This window comes from Primorskyibacter sedentarius, assembly GCF_004342065.1.
In the GTDB taxonomy this organism is placed as follows: domain Bacteria; phylum Pseudomonadota; class Alphaproteobacteria; order Rhodobacterales; family Rhodobacteraceae; genus Primorskyibacter; species Primorskyibacter sedentarius.
The window spans coordinates 1-17,295 of sequence record NZ_SLZU01000022.1; the positions used below are offsets into that span (position 1 = coordinate 1).

General features: G+C 61.8%; 15 protein-coding genes and 1 pseudogene. 6 read left to right on the forward strand and 10 right to left on the reverse strand.

All coding sequences use genetic code 11. The annotated features are described in order from the left end of the window. Both EDD52_RS19580 and EDD52_RS19585 read left to right on the forward strand, forming a co-directional pair. Positions 1-456 (forward strand): IS3 family transposase (locus EDD52_RS19580; RefSeq protein WP_132248149.1); only part of this gene is annotated, 456 nt, incomplete at its 5' end. 36 nt (positions 457-492) lie between these two features. Further along, positions 493-1,518, forward strand: a pseudogene (locus tag EDD52_RS19585) (IS91 family transposase); the annotation flags it as partial. 391 nt (positions 1,519-1,909) lie between these two features. On the opposite strand, the gene EDD52_RS19590 reads toward EDD52_RS19585, so the two are convergent. From EDD52_RS19590 to EDD52_RS19600, 3 genes are all read right to left on the reverse strand, one after another. After that, positions 1,910-4,201: an arginine/lysine/ornithine decarboxylase gene (locus tag EDD52_RS19590; RefSeq protein ID WP_132248151.1), complete on the reverse strand. Its 2,292-nt coding sequence runs from the start codon at positions 4,199-4,201 to the stop codon at positions 1,910-1,912. A gap of 183 nt (positions 4,202-4,384) precedes the next feature. Continuing rightward, on the reverse strand, positions 4,385-5,245 hold the full coding sequence (locus EDD52_RS19595) for a DsbA family protein (RefSeq protein WP_132248153.1): 861 nt from the start codon (positions 5,243-5,245) through the stop codon (positions 4,385-4,387). Next, positions 5,217-5,420, reverse strand: a complete 204-nt coding sequence (locus EDD52_RS19600; protein WP_132248155.1) for a heavy-metal-associated domain-containing protein — start codon at positions 5,418-5,420, stop codon at positions 5,217-5,219. The genes EDD52_RS19595 and EDD52_RS19600 overlap by 29 nt, the downstream gene beginning before the upstream one ends. Positions 5,421-5,601: 181 nt before the next feature. Between EDD52_RS19600 and EDD52_RS19605 the strand changes: the two genes are divergently transcribed. Continuing rightward, the gene (locus EDD52_RS19605; protein ID WP_132248157.1) at positions 5,602-8,112 is read left to right on the forward strand and encodes a heavy metal translocating P-type ATPase; all 2,511 of its coding nucleotides are present in this window, start codon (positions 5,602-5,604) and stop codon (positions 8,110-8,112) included. Positions 8,113-8,123: 11 nt separating this feature from the next. After that, on the forward strand, positions 8,124-8,531 hold the full coding sequence (gene cueR, locus EDD52_RS19610; RefSeq protein ID WP_132248159.1) for a Cu(I)-responsive transcriptional regulator: 408 nt from the start codon (positions 8,124-8,126) through the stop codon (positions 8,529-8,531). A gap of 50 nt (positions 8,532-8,581) precedes the next feature. Here cueR and hpaH read toward each other — a convergent pair whose 3' ends face one another. The 5 genes from hpaH to EDD52_RS19635 are packed head-to-tail and all read right to left on the reverse strand — an operon-like array spanning position 8,582 to position 13,156. Then, positions 8,582-9,382, reverse strand: a complete 801-nt coding sequence (gene hpaH / locus EDD52_RS19615; protein WP_132248161.1) for a 2-oxo-hept-4-ene-1,7-dioate hydratase — start codon at positions 9,380-9,382, stop codon at positions 8,582-8,584. Next, positions 9,379-10,233, reverse strand: a complete 855-nt coding sequence (locus tag EDD52_RS19620) for a fumarylacetoacetate hydrolase family protein (protein WP_132248163.1) — start codon at positions 10,231-10,233, stop codon at positions 9,379-9,381. The genes hpaH and EDD52_RS19620 overlap by 4 nt, the downstream gene beginning before the upstream one ends. Positions 10,234-10,252: 19 nt before the next feature. Beyond that, positions 10,253-11,236, reverse strand: a complete 984-nt coding sequence (gene hpaD, locus EDD52_RS19625; protein ID WP_132248165.1) for a 3,4-dihydroxyphenylacetate 2,3-dioxygenase — start codon at positions 11,234-11,236, stop codon at positions 10,253-10,255. Between the two features lie 25 nt (positions 11,237-11,261). Further along, positions 11,262-12,770 carry a 5-carboxymethyl-2-hydroxymuconate semialdehyde dehydrogenase gene (gene hpaE, locus EDD52_RS19630; RefSeq protein ID WP_132248167.1) on the reverse strand — a complete coding sequence of 503 codons (1,509 nt, stop codon included), beginning with the start codon at positions 12,768-12,770 and terminating at the stop codon, positions 11,262-11,264. Continuing rightward, positions 12,767-13,156, reverse strand: coding sequence for a 5-carboxymethyl-2-hydroxymuconate Delta-isomerase (locus EDD52_RS19635; protein ID WP_132248169.1), 390 nt, complete (start codon positions 13,154-13,156; stop codon positions 12,767-12,769). The genes hpaE and EDD52_RS19635 overlap by 4 nt, the downstream gene beginning before the upstream one ends. 117 nt (positions 13,157-13,273) lie before the next feature. Here EDD52_RS19635 and hpaR point away from each other — a divergent pair, with 117 nt between their 5' ends. Further along, positions 13,274-13,723, forward strand: coding sequence for a homoprotocatechuate degradation operon regulator HpaR (gene hpaR, locus EDD52_RS19640; RefSeq protein ID WP_132248171.1), 450 nt, complete (start codon positions 13,274-13,276; stop codon positions 13,721-13,723). Between the two features lie 130 nt (positions 13,724-13,853). On the opposite strand, the gene EDD52_RS19645 is transcribed toward hpaR, so the two are convergent. After that, positions 13,854-15,029 carry a cytochrome P450 gene (locus tag EDD52_RS19645; RefSeq protein ID WP_132248173.1) on the reverse strand — a complete coding sequence of 392 codons (1,176 nt, stop codon included), beginning with the start codon at positions 15,027-15,029 and terminating at the stop codon, positions 13,854-13,856. 140 nt (positions 15,030-15,169) lie between these two features. Between EDD52_RS19645 and EDD52_RS19650 the strand changes: the two genes are divergently transcribed. Beyond that, positions 15,170-16,075, forward strand: coding sequence for a LysR family transcriptional regulator (locus tag EDD52_RS19650; RefSeq protein ID WP_132248175.1), 906 nt, complete (start codon positions 15,170-15,172; stop codon positions 16,073-16,075). A 63-nt stretch (positions 16,076-16,138) separates the two neighbouring features. Here the strand turns inward: EDD52_RS19650 and mnmA are convergent, their stop codons facing one another. Next, complete coding sequence (gene mnmA, locus EDD52_RS19655; protein WP_132248177.1) at positions 16,139-17,278, reverse strand: tRNA 2-thiouridine(34) synthase MnmA; 1,140 nt, start codon at positions 17,276-17,278, stop codon at positions 16,139-16,141. Positions 17,279-17,295 lie beyond the last annotated feature (17 nt).

The following is a 17,295-nucleotide window of genomic DNA, read 5'->3' on the forward strand; positions in this document are numbered from 1 at the left end:
GCTTTCATCATCGACGTCTTCGCCCGCAAGATCGTCGGTTGGCGTGTCTCGACCTCGATGACGACCGGTTTCGTCTTGGACGCCCTGAACCAGGCTATTTGCCAGAGGGCGCCGTCTGAGGCTGACAAACTGATCCATCATAGTGATCGAGGCAGCCAATACCTGTCGATCCGATACACTGAGCGGCTCGCAGAGGCCGGCATCGACACATCAGTCGGCAGCGTCGGAGATTCCTATGACAACGCTCTGGCCGAAAGCATCATCGGCCTATTCAAAACCGAGGTCATCAAGTTCCTCCGCCCCTGGAAATCCGTTGGCCAGGTCGAGTGGGAAACCCTGAAATGGGTCGACTGGTATAACAACACCCGCCTGCACAGCGCCATTGGCTACGTCACGCCGCAAGAAGCAGAGGAGGCCTTCTATGCAAACTTGAACGCGGTCGAAAAAGTAGCCTAATCATTGAACCAGAAACTCTCCGGTAAACCCGGGGCGGTTCACATCTCCTACAACTCCTGTCGGAACAGGCACTGCCCCAAGTGCCAGGCGGGGGCTGCAAAGGTATGGCTGGCGGCACGGGAGGTCGAACTGCTGCCCGTGCGATATTTTCACCTGGTCTTCACCCTGCCCAAACAGGTTGCTGACATCGCCCACCAAAACAAGCGCGAGATCTACAATCTGCTGATGCGCGTGAGCGCGGATACCGTGATCAAGATCGCCGCCGATCCCAAGCACCTTGGTGCGCGCGTCGGCATTACATCAGTGCTGCACACCTGGGGATCAGCAATGACGCACCACCCCCATGTCCACATGATCGTACCGGGTGGTGGATTGTCGACCGATGGCACCAGGTGGATCACCAGCCGCAAGAACTTCTTCCTCTCCGTGCGAGTGCTGTCCCGCCTTTACCGGCGGCTCATTCTGGAAGGGCTGGCCAAACTGCACCGAACCGGGCGGCTCAGTTTCTTTGGTGACCACGCCGGCCTGGCCGATAGCACCGCGTTCGAGGCCATGCTGGCACCACTGCGCAATATCGACTGGGTCGTCTATGCTAAGGAACCCTTCGCCGGACCCAAAGCGGTGCTGGCCTACTTATCACGCTACACCCACCGCATCGCGATATCCAACAGTCGCCTGGTCCGGTTCGATGCGGGCAGCGTGACCTTCAAGGTCAAGAACTACCGCGTCAATGGCGCGGGCCGACACACAACCATAACCCTGAAGATCAACGAGTTCATCCGCAGGTTCCTGATGCATGTTCTGCCCAAAGGCCAGCACCGCATCCGCCACTATGGCTTCTTCGGAAATGGCAACCGCGCCGCAAATGTCGCAAGAATCAGGGAACTGCTCGGGGATCAGCCTCCAAATCGCAAAGACACAAGTGAAGGCGAGAATGATCAATCACCCAGGATCCTCGCTCTGCCATGCCCATGCTGCGGGGGACGGTTGATCATCGTCGACACCTTCGCGCCTGCCCAACACCCCAGAGCACCGCCAACATCAGCAAGGGCCGCAGCATGAAGCGCGCGCCAGACATAACCAAAGACACCATCAGCCGCAGCCGATGCCACCTGCGAACCCATCGTCATACACTGATCAGATCATCGACGCGGCAAAAATCAATGGCTCCGGGAAAACACCACGCATACCGTCAAAATGCGGGTCAAACCGACACCGCGCTGAGCGCAATACGGGCCATTCAACCGCGCCGCCAGATCAGCCCCATGCCAAGCCCACAGCCCAAATCCCCATAACAACAACCGGCCCACCAAGACCAACCCCGCGATTTCCCGCCTGAGCGCTTCTCCGACGCCAGGCAACGCCACGCGCTACCCAAACGACGAGCATGGCGTCCGAGAAACCTGCATCTAAACGGCCACTAACGGGCTTCCCGATGACAAGTGGCGCTACTTCATTCAGCCACGCAATCGGCGAAGTAGCTTATCGTGCCGTCTTTGTCCTGCTCCTGCACCAACCCATGGATGTCGATTTCAAACCCCGGGCATTCGCGGGCGAATTCACGGTTGAACTTGAGGTAGTCAACGATCTTGCGGTTGAACACCTCGCCGGGAATGAGCAGCGGGATGCCCGGCGGGTAGGGGGTGACGAGGCTTGTGGTGATGCGGCCCTCCAGCGCGTCGATCGGTACGCGCTGCGTGGTCCGCCGCGCGATATGAGAGAACGCTTCGGACGGGTTCATGGCAGGGGTCAGGTCGCTGAGATACATCTCTGTCGACAGGATTGCGACGTCGTTTTTGGCGTAAAGCGTGTGGACGTGCTGGCACAGATCCCGCAGGCCCATCCCTTCGTAGCGCGGCTGCTTGGCGCAGAATTCCGGCATTGTCCGCCACATCGGCTGGTTCTTGTCGAAATCATCCTTGAACTGTTGCAGCGCGGTCAGAAGCGTATTCCAGCGGCCCTTGGTGATGCCGATGGTGAACATGATGAAAAAGCTGTAAAGTCCTGTTTTCTCGACCACAACACCATGTTCGGCAAGGTATTTCGTGACGATGGAGGCCGGGATGCCCGTCTCTTCGAACCGGCCGTCCATGTTCAGACCCGGCGTGATGATCGTCGCCTTGATCGGGTCGAGCATGTTGAAGCCACGCGCCATGTCGCCGAAAGCGTGCCAGGATTCCGCGCCGTCGCTTTTGCGCATCCCTTCAGCATCCGTGTTGCCCAGCACCCAGTCTTCGGTCCGGCCGATACCTTCCTCGATAAGGTCGTCCGGTCCCCAGACCTTGAACCACCAGTCCGCGTCGCCATATTCCTCGTCGACCTTGCGCATGGCGCGCCGGAAATCCAGCGCCTCGTCAATGCTTTCCTCGACCAGGGCGGTGCCACCCGGCGGCTCCATCATCGCGGCGGCCACGTCGCAGCTGGCGATGATGCTGTATTGCGGGCTGGTGGAGCTGTGCATCAGGTAGGCTTCGTTGAACAGGTGCCGGTCAAGCGGCGTGTCCTGACTGTCCTGCACCAGCACATGGCTGGCCTGGCTGATCCCGGCCAGCAGCTTGTGAATCGACTGCGTGGCATAGGTGACGGAATGCTTTGGCCGGTCACGTTTGCGCCCCATGGCGTGGAAATTGCCGTAGAACGGATGGAAGGCGGCATGGGGGAGCCAGGCCTCGTCGAAATGCAGGTTCTCGACATACCCGTCGAGCATGTCCTTGATCGTCTCGGTGTTGTAGAGCACGCCATCATAGGTCGATTGTGTCAGCGTCATGATGCGCGGCTTGACCGTTTCTGCATCAACGTCGGACAAAAGCGGGTTGGCGCGGATCTTGGCCTTGATCGTTTCGATCTCGAACTCGCTTTGCGGGATCGGCCCGATGATGCCGAAATGGTTGCGGGTGGGTTTCAGGAAGACCGGAATGGCGCCGGTCATGATGATGGAATGCAGGATGGATTTGTGGCAGTTGCGATCCACCACAACCACATCACCGGGCGCGACGGTGTGGTGCCAGACCATCTTGTTCGACGTCGAGGTGCCGTTGGTCACGAAGAAACAGTGATCGGCGTTGAAGATGCGGGCCGCGTTGCGTTCTGACGCGCCGATGGCGCCGTTATGATCCAGCAGCTGACCCAATTCCTCGACCGAATTGCACACATCCGCACGCAGCATGTTTTCGCCGTAGAACTGGTGGTACATCTGGCCGATCGGGCTTTTCAGGAAGGCCACGCCGCCGGAATGGCCGGGGCAGTGCCACGAATAGGACCCGTCCTCGGCGTAATCCAGCAGTTCCCGGAAGAACGGCGGCTGGATGCTTTCAAGATAGCCCTTGGCCTCGCGGATGATATGGCGCGCGACGAATTCCGGCGTGTCCTCGAACATGTGGATGAAGCCGTGAAGTTCGCGCAGGATATCATTGGGCAGGTGGCGGCTGGTCTTGGTTTCGCCGTAGATGTAGATCGGCACCTCGGCGTTTTTCCAGCGGACCTCTTCAATGAACGTACGCAGGTTCACCACCGCCGGATCAAGGTCGGGGCCGGGGCTGAATTCCTCGTCGTCAATGGACAGAACGAAGGCACTTGCACGCGATTGCTGCTGGGCGAATTGCGAAAGATCGCCATAGCTCGTGACGCCCAGAACCTCGAATCCCTCTTTCTCGATGGCCTCGGCCATCGCACGGATCCCCAGCCCCGATGAGTTTTCAGAGCGGAAATCCTCGTCAATGATCACGATGGGGAAACGAAACTTCATGAGGTTCTCCTGATCGGCGGTGCTGGCACCCGGCAGATGCGTGTTGCGGGCGGCCTGACTGCCCTTGTTTACTTTGGTCAGCGTGGCGTCAAGCCCCGTGAAGGGCGGATCACCCGGGGGCTGAATGCAAGGAACGCCGGACGAAGGCGCAAGGTTGCACGTCGTGGCGAAACACCCGTCACGTCACGCAGTCTGGCGGCAAACCTGGGCCCAACCGGTGCGGCGTTCGTTATCGATGATCTTCAACAGGACGCGGTCGGGGATGCGCCCCTGCACGACCGTGCGGCCGATGACCATCGCAGGCGTGCCGATCAGTGCAAAAATTTCCGCAAGGGCTGCGCTGCGCTCCAGTTCTTGCCGGATGTCCGGGCTGGCCATGTCTGTCAGCAACTGGTCCGCATCAAGGCCGATTTCGTCGGACACAGACCTGAGGTAGCTTGGCGTCGGCTGAAACGGGCTGCCCAGCAGGCGGTCATGAAACTGCGGGTAGGCACCTTGTCTCTTTGCTGCCAAAGCCGCGCGGGCCGCCACGTTCGACGCATGGCCAAGCAGAGGTAACTCGTGCCATGTGATCCGGATCTGGCTGGCTGGATCAGATGCAAGCTCTGCCAGGTGTTTTGTCTGTATTCGGCAGTAGGGGCAGTAATAGTCAGAGAATGACGCGATGCTCACATGGGGTGGTGACCCGACCTCCCCGAACAGCGCATGGCACAGATCGGCCCGCACCGATGCGATGCTGGCGCGGCTGGGCGCGGCATCCTCCTCGTCCAGCCCGACCCATATATTGCCGCGTAGCGAGACCGGCCCCTCCGCCACCCTGCGAAATCCCGGCGGGTCCTGAATATCCTCAAACTCCGGCAGGGGCGCGAGCCGACTGTAGACAGCCCTCACAGAAGGAATGCCAAGGGCGGCAGCGGTAGCGCCGATCAGGAAAGTGCGCCGCGCAATCACGACCCACTTCGCCCCTTGCAGACAAGGGGCGTGCGCGCTCGCAAGAAGGGATGTCTGCCCCGGATCATCCGCCCGGCACGAGGGCGGCGTCATAGCCCGCCTGCCTGATTGCAGCCTCCACGTCCGCTTGCGAAAGGGCGCTTGCCACCTTGACCCGTTTCTGCGCGAGGTCGCAAGTCACCTTGGCGTCCGGGTCGACCGCGTTGATGGATGTTTCGATTGCAGCGGTGCAGTGGCCGCAGCTCATCTCGGGGACGTTGAATTGCATCTGGGCTCTCTATCCTAAGGCTTTACTGTCAGTTGGGCCTTCCCGTTGGTGGAAGGTCAAGAGGGCGCAGCCGTAAAAGCCCGCCAATCGGGGGTGTATGGCGATTCCTCACCTCGCCCCCTTGACCTTACAGTGACTGGAACCCTTATCTGCAAGGTCGACACAGACGACGGAGCCCGAAATGACCCGGAAAACCCAAGCGATCCTGTCCATCGAGGGCATGTCTTGCGCGTCATGTGCGGGGCGTGTTGACCGTGCTTTGGCGGCACTTGACGGTGTCGAGGGGGTTTCGGTCAACCTCGCAAGCGAGCGCGCGCATTTGACGGTCGATACACCTGAGACACTGGCCCTTGCCGCGCAGACCGTCGATGATCTGGGCTATCCCGCCCGGCGGGCAGAGGTCGTGCTGAATGTGGCCTCGATGTCCTGTGCGTCCTGCGTGGGCCGGGTGGACAAGGCGCTGTCCGCCGTTCCGGGTGTTCTGGCGGTCAATGTCAATCTGGCGACAGAAACGGCCCGGGTGACCTTTCTGGAAGGGGCGGTCGATCTAGAGGGGCTTTTACGGGCCGCGCAGGAGGCGGGCTACCCGGCCACAGTCGCCGAGGCCAGCGCCACGGGTAGCCAGACCGCGCGAAAAGAGGAAGAAGCGCAGGGTCTTCGCCGCCGGGTGGTGATTGCCGCAGCCCTCGCGCTGCCGGTCTTTCTGCTGGAAATGGGCAGCCACGTGATCCCCGGCATGCACGCGTTGATCGGGCGCAGCATCGGCCATCAGTCCAGTTGGCTAATCCAGTTCGTTCTGACAACCGCCGTGCTGGCGGGGCCCGGGCGACAATTCTACCTCAAGGGCATTCCGGCGCTGCTGAAGGGAGCACCGGACATGAACAGCCTCGTCGCTGTCGGAACCGGGGCTGCCTACGCCTATTCCGTGATTGCCACCTTCCTGCCCGGTCTTCTACCCGATGCTGTCCGTGCCGTTTATTTCGAGGCAGCCGCCGTGATCGTTGTGCTGATCCTGATCGGGCGCTGGCTGGAAGCGCGGGCCAAGGGACGCACGGGGGCTGCGATCAGCAAACTTGTCGGGTTGCAGGTTCGCACCGCGCGCGTTCTGCGCAATGGCCAGATGACAGAGGTGGACATAGACACGCTGAACGCCGGTGACATCGTCGTCGTGCGCCCCGGCGACCGCATTCCGGTGGATGGTGAGGTGATCGATGGCGAGAGCCATGTCGACGAAAGCATGATCAGCGGTGAACCCTTGCCCGTTGCCAAGGCGCTGGGCGACACGGTTACCGGCGGCACCGTCAACGGGGCGGGCGCTTTGCAGTTCCGCGCAACGCGGGTCGGGGCGGACACGACGCTGGCGCAGATCATTCGCCTTGTCGAGGAAGCTCAGGGCGCCAAGCTGCCCATCCAAGGGCTGGTGGACCGGATCACCCTGTGGTTTGTGCCAGCAGTTCTGGGGCTGGCCACACTGACCGTGCTGGGATGGTTGATCCTTGGTCCGGATCCTGCGCTGACGCTTGCGCTTGTCGCGGGGGTGTCGGTGCTGATCATCGCCTGTCCCTGTGCGATGGGCCTTGCCACGCCGACATCAATCATGGTCGGCACGGGCCGCGCGGCCGAGATGGGGGTGCTCTTCCGCAAGGGGGATGCGCTGCAGACACTGGGACAGGTGAGCGTCGTCGCGCTGGACAAAACGGGCACGGTCACCCAAGGCCGGCCGGAACTGACCGAAATCGCGCTTGCCGACGGTGCCTCGCGTGCCGAGGTTCTGTCCCGTGTGGCAGCGGTCGAGGAACGCTCTGAACATCCGATTGCCGAGGCCATCCTTCGCGCCGCCCGCGTCGAGGGGCTGAACCTGCCGCATGTGACAGAGTTTACCTCGATCACCGGCTACGGCGTTCGGGCGCGTGTTGACGGGGCAGAGGTGCTTGTCGGCGCTGATCGTCTGATGGCGCAGGAGGGCATCGATACCGCAGCACTGGCCGAAACAGAGACGGAGCTTGCACGCAGTGGCCGCACAGCCCTTTACGCAGCAATCGACGGCAAGGTCGCGGCGGTGATCGGGGTGTCTGACCCGGTAAAGCCGTCGAGCCGTGCCGCCATTGCGGCGCTGCATGGCATGGGGCTGAAGGTCGCCATGATCACCGGAGACAAACGCGAAACAGCCGAAGCCATCGCGCGGGAGACAGGGATCGACCACGTGATCGCGGGCGTGTTGCCCGATGGCAAGGTCGCGGCGATTGAGGACTTGCGCGAAGGGGGAGGAAAGCTCGCCTTTGTGGGCGACGGTATTAACGATGCACCGGCGCTTGCCCATGCGGATGTGGGGATTGCCATCGGAACCGGCACCGATGTGGCGATTGAATCCGCCGATGTCGTGCTGATGTCGGGTGATCTGCGCGGTGTGGTCAACGCGGTGGAAGTGTCGCGCCGCAGCATGGCAAATATCCGGCAGAACCTCTTCTGGGCCTTCGGCTATAACACCGCGCTGATACCAGTGGCAGCGGGGGTGCTTTACCCGGCCTTCGGGGTGCTGCTTTCGCCGGTACTTGCGGCAGGGGCAATGGCGCTGTCTTCTGTCTTTGTTCTGACCAATGCGCTGCGCCTGCGCCGGATTGCGCCGCTGATGGCGGAAGGGGAAAGCACGCCAGTGCCCAGCCCGCGCACGGAACCTTTGGCGGCAGAGTAAAGGAGGATGCGATGAATATCGGTGATGTTTCCAAACGGTCGGGCCTTCCGGCCAAGACCATCCGCTATTACGAAGACATAGGGCTGATCACGCCGCGCCGGAGCGCCAATGGCTACCGCGCATTTCAGGATCAGGATCTGCACAAGCTGGCCTTTATCGGACGGGCGCGGGCGCTGGGCTTCGGGATCGAGGATTGCCGGGGACTGTTGCGGCTTTACGAGGATACCGAACGCAGCAGCGCAGAGGTCAAGCAGATCGCGAAACAGCATCTGGCAGAGATCGACCGGAAGGTTGCAGAGCTTACGGCAATGCGCAACACGCTCACCCGGCTGGTCCATGCCTGCGCGGGGGATGACCGGCCCGACTGCCCGATCCTTGCGGATCTGTCAGCGCCACCCCACGTCGAAATCGAACCTTGAGCCTGCGTCATGCGTGTCCGCCATCGAAAGCAGAACGCGCGCGGCGAACGTCATTCGAACGTGATATCCACAGTGCCGAACGGGCCGAAATCCGCATGAATTCGCGCACCAGAGGGGCATTCGACGGGACGGATGAAACTGCCCGACAATATGATCTGCCCAGGCTCGATGCGCTGCCCGTACCCGGCCATGCGCCGGGCCAGCCAGACCACGCTTTCAACCGGATCGTTCAGCACTCCGGCACCCAGCCCGGTTTCTTCGACGACACCGTCGCGGCTGATGATGGCGCCGACCCAACGCAGATCCTGCGCATCCACCGCGTGGCGCTCTGACCCAAGGACCAGACCGGCATTGGCCGCGTTGTCGCTGATCGTGTCCAGAACGGTGCGCGGGCGACCCGTTTCCGGATCAACGCGCATGATGCGCGTGTCGAGGATTTCCAGTACGGGGGCGACATGATCCGTCGCCGCGATCACATCGGCGCGGTTGATGTTTTTGCCGCTTAGCGGCGCCTTCATCACAAACGCAATCTCTGCTTCGATTCTGGGCTGGATGTAACGCCCTTCGGGCACGGCAGCACCTGTTTCAAACAGCATGTCGTCCAGAAGGACGCCGCTGTCGGGGATGTCGATGCCCAGTGCGGACTGCATCGCTCTGGAGGTCAGACCGATCTTCCAGCCGATCACGCGGCGCCCGGCAGTCAGCTTGGATTGGATCAATGCGCCCTGAATCCCATAGGCGTCATCCATCGTCATTTCGGGGAACTGGCGCGTCAGAAGGCCGATCTGCTGCCCGGTTTCCTCGGCACGGATCAATGCCTTCGCGGCCTTGGCGTGATCTTGCGGCGTCATGAAACCTCGTCCGCGACCGTGTTGCGCAGGGTGCCGATGCCGTTCACCTCAACCTCGACCACGTCGCCGGGCACGAGGTAGCGCGGCGGCTCGAACCGGGCACCTGCACCGGTCGGGGTGCCGGTCACGATGATATCGCCGGGCTGCAAGGCCATGAACGTCGAGATATAGGCAATCTGTTCGCGGATGGGAAAGATCATGCGGGCGAGCCTGTCATCCTGTCGCAGCTCGCCATTGACGCGCGTCTTGATGCAGGCGCCGTCCAACTGGGCGGGGTCGGTGAAGGGCACCAGCCACGGCCCCATGGCCCCCGAACGATCCCAGTTCTTGCCCTGCGTGACGTTGAACTTGGCGTGGCGGACCCAGTCGCGGATCGTGCCCTCATTGCAGATCGTTACGGCGGCGATGTGATCATAAGCGTCTTTCGCAGCGATCCTGCGCCCGGCTTTCCCGATGACGATTGCAACCTCGCCTTCATAATCCAGCGCATGGCTTTCCGGTGGCCGGATCAATGGCCGGTCATGGCCGGTAAAGCCGCTGGCGAAGCGTGGAAAAAGCGACATGAATCTGGGCTGGGCAGAGCCATCCTTGTATTCGGCATTCCGGTCAGGAAAATTCACGCCGACGCAGAGGATACGGCGGGCGTCAGGCAGGACCATCTCATACGTGATCTGGTCATGCGTGACGGGGCGGCCCCTGGCTGCCTGCACCAGCGCATCCAGCCCGCCCTGTGCCACGACGTCGAAGAGGCCGGGCCACTGCGGAAAATCGGGGCTGAGCGCGATCGCGCCCGCATCGGTGACCGCCCCGTAGAATGTGTCCCCCTCGGCCTTGTAGGTCGCAAAGCGCATCTGGTCTCTCCTTGGCCGGTCAGGGGGCAATGATGGGCGAGGCGTCAAGCTCTGACGCCCGCACCTCGGCCCCGACAAATTCTGTGCCATGCTCGAACCAGCTGCGCGGGGCGGCCGCGCCCCAAAGCGTCTGGCGCTGCGGATCCGTCAGATCCCACCTGATCGGTTCAAGGTCAGGATCGACGGTCTGGTAGTCAGAGCAGTAGATCTCGATCCGGTGACCGTCTGGGTCGAGGATATACAGGAAAAACGCGTTGGAGATGCCATGCCGCCCCGGTCCGCGTTCAATATTGGCGACATGGCCCGTCGTTGCCATCAGGTCGAGCAGGTCGATGATGTTCAGCGGCGTCGGCACCCAGAACGCCACATGATGCAGCCGGGGCCCGGAGCCATTGGTAAAGGCCATGTCATGCACGCCGCCCTTGCGGTGCATCCACGCCGCCCATAGCCGCCCGGTCTTTTCGTCCTCGGTATATTCGGTCACGCGAAAGCCGAAATCGCTGTAAAAGGCGACGCTGTCATCGACATTGCTGGAGAAGACGTTGAAATGGTCGATCCGCAGCGGTTTTACCCCGCGATATAGCGCGTATTGCTGATGGATCGGGGGCAGGCGGTCCATCCGGTGATAGAATTCCAGCGGGATGCCAATATTGTCAGAGGTCCGGAGCGTGCGACCCTGATAGGGGCGTTCAACCCATTGCGTCGGACGGCCGCGCGCCTTGAAATAGACATCGGCGCGGTCAAGATCAGCCTCGTCGAACGTCTTGAACCCAAGCATTTCGACCGTGCCGGGACGGTCCGAGGCCTGAAGGATCACGCAGTGATGTCCGCGCTCTTCCATCGCCCGCAAGTAGACATGGGTGTCGCTTTCATGGGTCACCTGAAAGCCCAGGATTTCGGTGTAGAACCGGCGCGACCGGGCAAGATCTGACACGTTCAGGCAGACATGGCTCAGGCGGAGCGTGTTGAAATCCGGGTAGAGGTTCGGTGCGGGGACGGGCATCGGGATCTCCTGTCAGGCGGGGCCATCAGGCGCCCATGCGCGGGATCTTGTGGTGGCCGGTGGCAAAGCCGATATGCTTTTGCTCCATGTAGAATTCGAAGGACCAGTCGCCGCCATCGCGCCCGATCCCGCTGTTCTTGACGCCGCCGAAAGGGGTGGACAGATGGCGCACATTCTCGGAGTTCACCCAGATCATGCCCGCCTCCAGCCTGTCGGTAAAGCGCAACGCGCGGGTCAGATCGTTGGTCCAGACATAGCCCGTCAGACCATAGGCCGTGTCATTGGCGATCTCCAGCGCCTCTTCTTCGGTTGAAAACGGAATCGATGTCAGGACCGGCCCGAAGATTTCCTCTTGCGCGATGCGCATGTCGTTGGTGGCATCGGTAAACAGGGTGGGGCGCACGAAATACCCGTTGTGTTCCTGCGCGGTGCCGCCCGCAGCAATGGTCGCGCCGTCTTGCAGGGCGGTGTCGAAATAAGAGGTGACCTTGTCGAAATGCGCCTTGCTGATCATCGGGCCGATCTCGGTTTCAGGGTCAAGCGGGTGACCGAGCCTGATCCTGTTCACCCGATCGACCAGCCTGGCCTCGAACGCATCGCGGATCGTATCCTGCACCAGCAGCCGCGACGAAGAGGTGCAGCGCTCGCCGTTGATCGAGTAGATCATGAAGATCACCGCATCCAGCGCACGGTCAAGATCGGCATCGTCAAACACGATCACCGGGTTCTTGCCCCCAAGTTCTAGATGCACCCGCTTCAGCGTGTCCGCCCCCTGTTTGATGATCTCGCTGCCCGTCCTGCTTTCTCCGACAAAGGCAATGGCGCGAATGGCGGGGTGTTCGGTCAGGCGTTTGCCCGCTTCATGGCCGTAGCCGTTCACCGTGTTGAGCACGCCCGGCGGCAGGCCCGCCTCTTCGGCTATCTCGACCAGCAGCCGCGCTGTCAGCGGCGAATCCTCTGCCGGTTTGTGGACCACCGTGCATCCTGCGGCCAGCGCGGGGGCGATCTTCCAGGTGGACAGCATGAAAGGCGTGTTCCACGGCGTGATCACGCCAACGGGGCCGATGGGCACGCGCGCGGTGATGTTCATGAGGGTGGGGGATTGCAGGTGCTGACCGTCACGGGCCTGAACCACCTGATCCGCGAAATACCGGAAGTTTTCCGCGCCACGCAACGCCGCCTTGGACATGAAACGCAGTGCCTGCCCGGTGTCCCAGCACTCGCACAGCATGATTTCCTCGGCGCGCGCCTCGATCGCGTCGGCCACCCGGATCAGGATGCGCCGCCGCTCTGTCGCGGGCATGTCGCGCCACGCCGGAAAGGCCGCTCTTGCCGCCTCGGCCGCCGCGTCGACATCCGCCGCGGTGCTGCGCGCGACATCGCAAATCACCGTTTTGTCGACCGGGGAGATGGTTTGAAAAGTGCCGCCAGAGCCGGGTCTGTCCTCTCCGCCGATGCGGTTGCGAATGCCAGTCTTCGCGAAGCGGGCAAGGTGGCGCTCCAGCTTCGCGATATTCTGTTGCAGCGCGGTCATTCGGACCCTTTCATGTGGTCGCGGATCGTTCCGGCCTTGGGGGACAGATCGGGGTCGATGTCGCGCATTTCCAGCGAAAGGGCGATGGGATGGTTGCGCATCGCCGGGGCCAGATACGCCTGTGCCGCGTCAAAGATACGTTGCGTTGCGTCCTGCTTGGTCTTTGGCGCGCGCCCGGCACGCAGACGAACCGAGATGTCAACGAAGCCGTGTTCGGGATTTCCATCCGCGATAGCGTAGTGATCAACCCGGATTGCACGGACACGGATGCCTGCCAGCGGAAAGGCGTCAATCCCGGCGGCGGTGGCGCGGATTTCTTCGCACAGGCCCGCCATATCGACCCGGGATTCGAGGTTCGCCGAATAGTCGATCTGGAAATGCGGCATGACCTCACCCGAACCCCTATATGGTTGCGATGTTAATTAATTCGCCTTGCGATGTCAACGTCACACCATAACATGACGCAAATGCCAATGTCCGCGAAAGCCCCGGAGGCGCGCATAGTGAACAACAAGTTGCCATCGACCAGCCGATCGCTTCCGATCGCATTGATCCGCGCGCGCGAAGCCGTGATGGCGCCCGTTCGCAGCATGCTCGCGGCCTCGGGACTGACCGAACAACAATGGCGGGTGCTGCGGGTACTGGACGAATGCGGCCCGCAGGACACCACCGATGTGGCCGAACGCGCCAGCCTGCTGCTGCCCAGCCTCAGCCGTATCCTGCGAACGATGTCCGACAAGGGGCTGATCACCCGGACTCAGCACAGCACTGATCGGCGGCGCCAGACATTGGCGATCACGGCGCAGGGTCTGGACGTGATCGAGCAGAACCGCGAAGAGGCGGCCGCCATTGCCGTGGCGATCAAGGCCCGGCTGGGGGACGAGAATTACGAAGCCCTGCTTGACCTGCTCGAACTGGTCACAGAAGAGCACAAGCCCCCTCCGTCTGCCTAGCCGCGTAGATTGTTGAGCGGATGTGCCGCGCAAACCTGCGGTCAGCTGCTGACTGGCGTCACCGACAGGCGGCATTGCAAGGCCTGTGCCCGCTGGTTCGGTTTTTTCTGTGCCCGGCGCGGACAGGTCGTCAGTTCAGGCGCACTGGTAGGTTGAGCGGACCACGAAATCCGAACCCCGACCACACCACCTTTGCCGGATCAAGCAGTTCGATATTCGGGAAGCGGTCAAACAGCATCGGCAAAAGCGTTTTGGCCACGGTCATACGCGACAGATGCGTTCCCATACAGTGATGCGGGCCGCTGCCAAAGCTTTGATGCGGATGGCGGGTACGGAAGACGTTGAACATGTCGCCATCCTCGAACAGGTCTTCATCATGGTTGGCAGAGGCCTGTATCGTCATCAGCACGTCATCCTTGCGGATGGTGACACCGCGGAGTTCCGTGTCTTCGGTTGCGCGACGAGAGCTGGCCTGGATCGGGGCGACCCAACGGATGGCTTCCTCGAACGCGTCTGACCATTTCTCCTCGCGTTTGACCTGCTCCAACTGCTCGGGATTGGTCAGCAACCCATAAAGAACGGTCAGAAGCGCGTCGCGCGGCTCGTTGATGCCGCCGCCGATGGCAATCTTGATATTGGCGAGGATCTGGCTTTTCGGGATGGGATCATCGGCATTGATCATGACCGAAAGCGCCGATTGATCCGGTTCTTCCTTCAGCAGCGGGATCATCCGGTCAATTTCCGCGTTCATCTCGATATTGGCCTTGGCGGCCCGCTCGAACGGTTCATCCGCCCAGCCGAAATTGCCCGCCCCGTCGATCAGCGCCTGCGACCAGCGCTGCATGTCGGCATCGCTCGCCTCCGGCAGCCCAAGCACCTCGGCCAGAATGCGCGCGGCCAGTGGCCCAGCCAGCATCGGGAAAAGATCAACGGGTTCGCCTTTGGGCAGGCGATCCAGATAGGCGCTGGCATGCCGCTCGTAAGACGGGGACCAGATCGTCTTGAGGTTGCGGGGCGAAAAGGTCGGCATCATCGCGTTGCGTTCGCGCAGATGCGCCTCACCATCCTTGCGCATCAGGGTATGCGCTTCAAAGGCGCGCTCCATCGGGGTGCCCGGATCGTCAGAGCTGAAGAGCTCCGGATTGTCCTTCACCGCCCGCGTATCGGCCGCCTTGGTCAGAAAGGTCCGCCCGGTGGCTTCGACCCGCAGCACGGGCGCGGTTGCCCGCAGCCGCTTGTAGATCGGGTAGGGCGCGCGGGTAAGCTCTGCAATGGTGATGCTGCTGTCAACGGGTGCGAGTGGCATGAAGGCTTCCTCCCCAAAGCCCCTTTCAGGAGCGTTTTGGACGATGATAGACGCAAGCATCCTATCCAACAATCAGATGGAGTTGATTGACCCCATCAGAAAATTTAATCTGATGCCACGCAGGATCAGGAGCATTGGAAATGGCGCGACCGGACTTTCTGGGGCTTGATTTTCTGGCCCTTCAGACGCTTTGCCTTGTGCACGAAAAACGGTCTTTCACCCGCGCGGCACAGATGCTTGGCGTGAACCAGTCCGCCGTCAGCTATACGGTCGCCAAGCTGCGTCGCGCCTTTGACGACCCGTTGTTCTTTCGGCAGGGCACCACATTGATGGCGACAGAGCGGTGCGAGGCCATCGTGGGGGAGGCCGCGCGCCTGCTTGCCTCGTTCGAGAAGCTGACACAGCCTGAGGATTTCGAGTTCAGAACGGCTTCGCGCAGCTTTGTCATCTCGTGCAACTACTATGAGCGTGTGGTGATCCTGCCCAGTCTGGTGCGCCGGATCCGTGCCGTGGCGCCGAATGTGCGGTTGGAAACCATCACCTCGACCGCGCAGGGGATCACGCAGCTGCAAAACGGCGAGGCGGAGCTGCTGATCGGTCCGCTGCGTCCCGAGGGCGAGGATTTCTACTGCCGCACATTGCTGGACGAACGCTATGTCTGCGTGATGGATGCGGGCAACCCGCTTGGCCAAACGCCGGGCATGAGCGTGGAGGATTACCTGTCCGCCCGGCATGTCGTTGTAAGCTACGGCGGCAACTGGCGCTCGCCCTACCTTCTGGAGATGGACGAGAGGGGGCTTGAAATGCGTCCCATGTTGACGGTTTCCAGCCCCGCGGGGCTTCGGGACATGCTTCAGGGCAGTGATCTGGTCGCGACACTTCCCAGCCGGGTGGCGGCCCGGATCGGCAAGGCGCTGCGTGTCGTGGCTTGCCCGATCCCGGCCCCGTTTCAGATTGATCTGGTCTGGACGACGCGAACGCATTTCCACCCCGCCCATGTCTGGCTGCGCGGGGTTCTGTCGGACATTGCCGGTGGGCTTCGTTAGGACTTGCGATCTGCCGCCGAAGCACAGGGATGCTGCGCCCGCGCGAATGGGTAGAGAGGCGCGTCAGGCGCCTTTCCAGATCCAGCCGCCGCCAAAGATGCGGGTGCCGTCGGTTTCATAGAACACGCAAGCCTGCCCCGGTGCCACGCCCTGTTCGGGCGAGAGCAGTTCGACCTCGGCTTCCGTTGCGGAAATGGGGCGGATGATCGCCTCGCGCGGGGGGCGGGTGGAGCGGACCTTGACCGATACATGCCATTCATCGCGGCTCTCGAAGGGCTCGTCGCCGAGCCAGTTGATCTCTTGCACAGGGATAAGGCGGGTTGCCAGCATTTCCTTCGGTCCGACGATCACCTGCTTCGTGTCCACGTCCAGCTTGACCACGTAGAGTGGCTCGCTCAGGCCGCCGATCTGCAACCCGCGGCGCTGGCCGATCGTGTAGCGGATGACACCCTCGTGCCGCCCAAGGACACGGCCGTCCACATGCACGATGTCGCCGGGATCGATCGCATCGGGGCGCAGTTTTTCGATCACGCTGGCATAGTCGCCATTGGGGACAAAACAAATGTCCTGGCTGTCGGGTTTGTCCGCAACCGCCAGCCCATATTTCGCGGCCAGTTCCCGCGTGGCCCCTTTGGACGGCAAATGGCCCAGAGGGAATCGCAGGTAATCAAGCTGCTCCGGCGTGGTGGAGAACAGGAAATAGCTCTGATCGCGATTGGCGTCTTCGGCGCAATGCAGCTCTGGCCCCAAGGCGCCGTTCTTGCGCTGGATGTAGTGGCCGGTGGCCATGCAATCGGCCTCCAGATCGCGCGCGGTTTCCAGCAGATCCTTGAACTTCACCCGTTCGTTGCAGCGGATACAGGGGACCGGCGTCGCCCCGGCAAGATAGCTTTCGGCAAATTCGTCGATCACGGCGTCCTTGAAGATGTTTTCATAATCAAGCACATAGTGGGGAAATCCCATCTCTTCGGCCACGCGGCGCGCATCATGGATGTCAAGCCCTGCACAGCAGGCACCTTTCTTGGCCAGAGCCGCGCCGTGATCGTAAAGCTGTAGCGTCACGCCCACCACGTCATAGCCTTCCTCGGCCAGTTGCGCGGCCACGACAGAGCTGTCGACGCCACCGGACATGGCAACGACGACGCGTGTGTCGGCAGGGGCCTTGGCAAAGCCAAGCGAATTGAGCGGGGTCTCGAGGGGCATATCATTTTCCTTGGGGG

Excerpts from the sequence above, each read along its gene's own strand:
- EDD52_RS19590 (WP_132248151.1), bottom strand. The coding sequence starts at position 4,201 with ATGAAGTTTCGTTTCCCCATCGTGATCATTGACGAGGATTTCCGCTCT.
- EDD52_RS19595 (WP_132248153.1), bottom strand. The coding sequence starts at position 5,245 with ATGACGCCGCCCTCGTGCCGGGCGGATGATCCGGGGCAGACATCCCTT.
- EDD52_RS19600 (WP_132248155.1), bottom strand. The coding sequence starts at position 5,420 with ATGCAATTCAACGTCCCCGAGATGAGCTGCGGCCACTGCACCGCTGCA.
- EDD52_RS19605 (WP_132248157.1), top strand. The coding sequence starts at position 5,602 with ATGACCCGGAAAACCCAAGCGATCCTGTCCATCGAGGGCATGTCTTGC.
- cueR (WP_132248159.1), top strand. The coding sequence starts at position 8,124 with ATGAATATCGGTGATGTTTCCAAACGGTCGGGCCTTCCGGCCAAGACC.
- hpaH (WP_132248161.1), bottom strand. The coding sequence starts at position 9,382 with ATGACGCCGCAAGATCACGCCAAGGCCGCGAAGGCATTGATCCGTGCC.
- EDD52_RS19620 (WP_132248163.1), bottom strand. The coding sequence starts at position 10,233 with ATGCGCTTTGCGACCTACAAGGCCGAGGGGGACACATTCTACGGGGCG.
- hpaD (WP_132248165.1), bottom strand. The coding sequence starts at position 11,236 with ATGCCCGTCCCCGCACCGAACCTCTACCCGGATTTCAACACGCTCCGC.
- hpaE (WP_132248167.1), bottom strand. The coding sequence starts at position 12,770 with ATGACCGCGCTGCAACAGAATATCGCGAAGCTGGAGCGCCACCTTGCC.
- EDD52_RS19635 (WP_132248169.1), bottom strand. The coding sequence starts at position 13,156 with ATGCCGCATTTCCAGATCGACTATTCGGCGAACCTCGAATCCCGGGTC.
- EDD52_RS19645 (WP_132248173.1), bottom strand. The coding sequence starts at position 15,029 with ATGCCACTCGCACCCGTTGACAGCAGCATCACCATTGCAGAGCTTACC.
- EDD52_RS19650 (WP_132248175.1), top strand. The coding sequence starts at position 15,170 with ATGGCGCGACCGGACTTTCTGGGGCTTGATTTTCTGGCCCTTCAGACG.
- mnmA (WP_132248177.1), bottom strand. The coding sequence starts at position 17,278 with ATGCCCCTCGAGACCCCGCTCAATTCGCTTGGCTTTGCCAAGGCCCCT.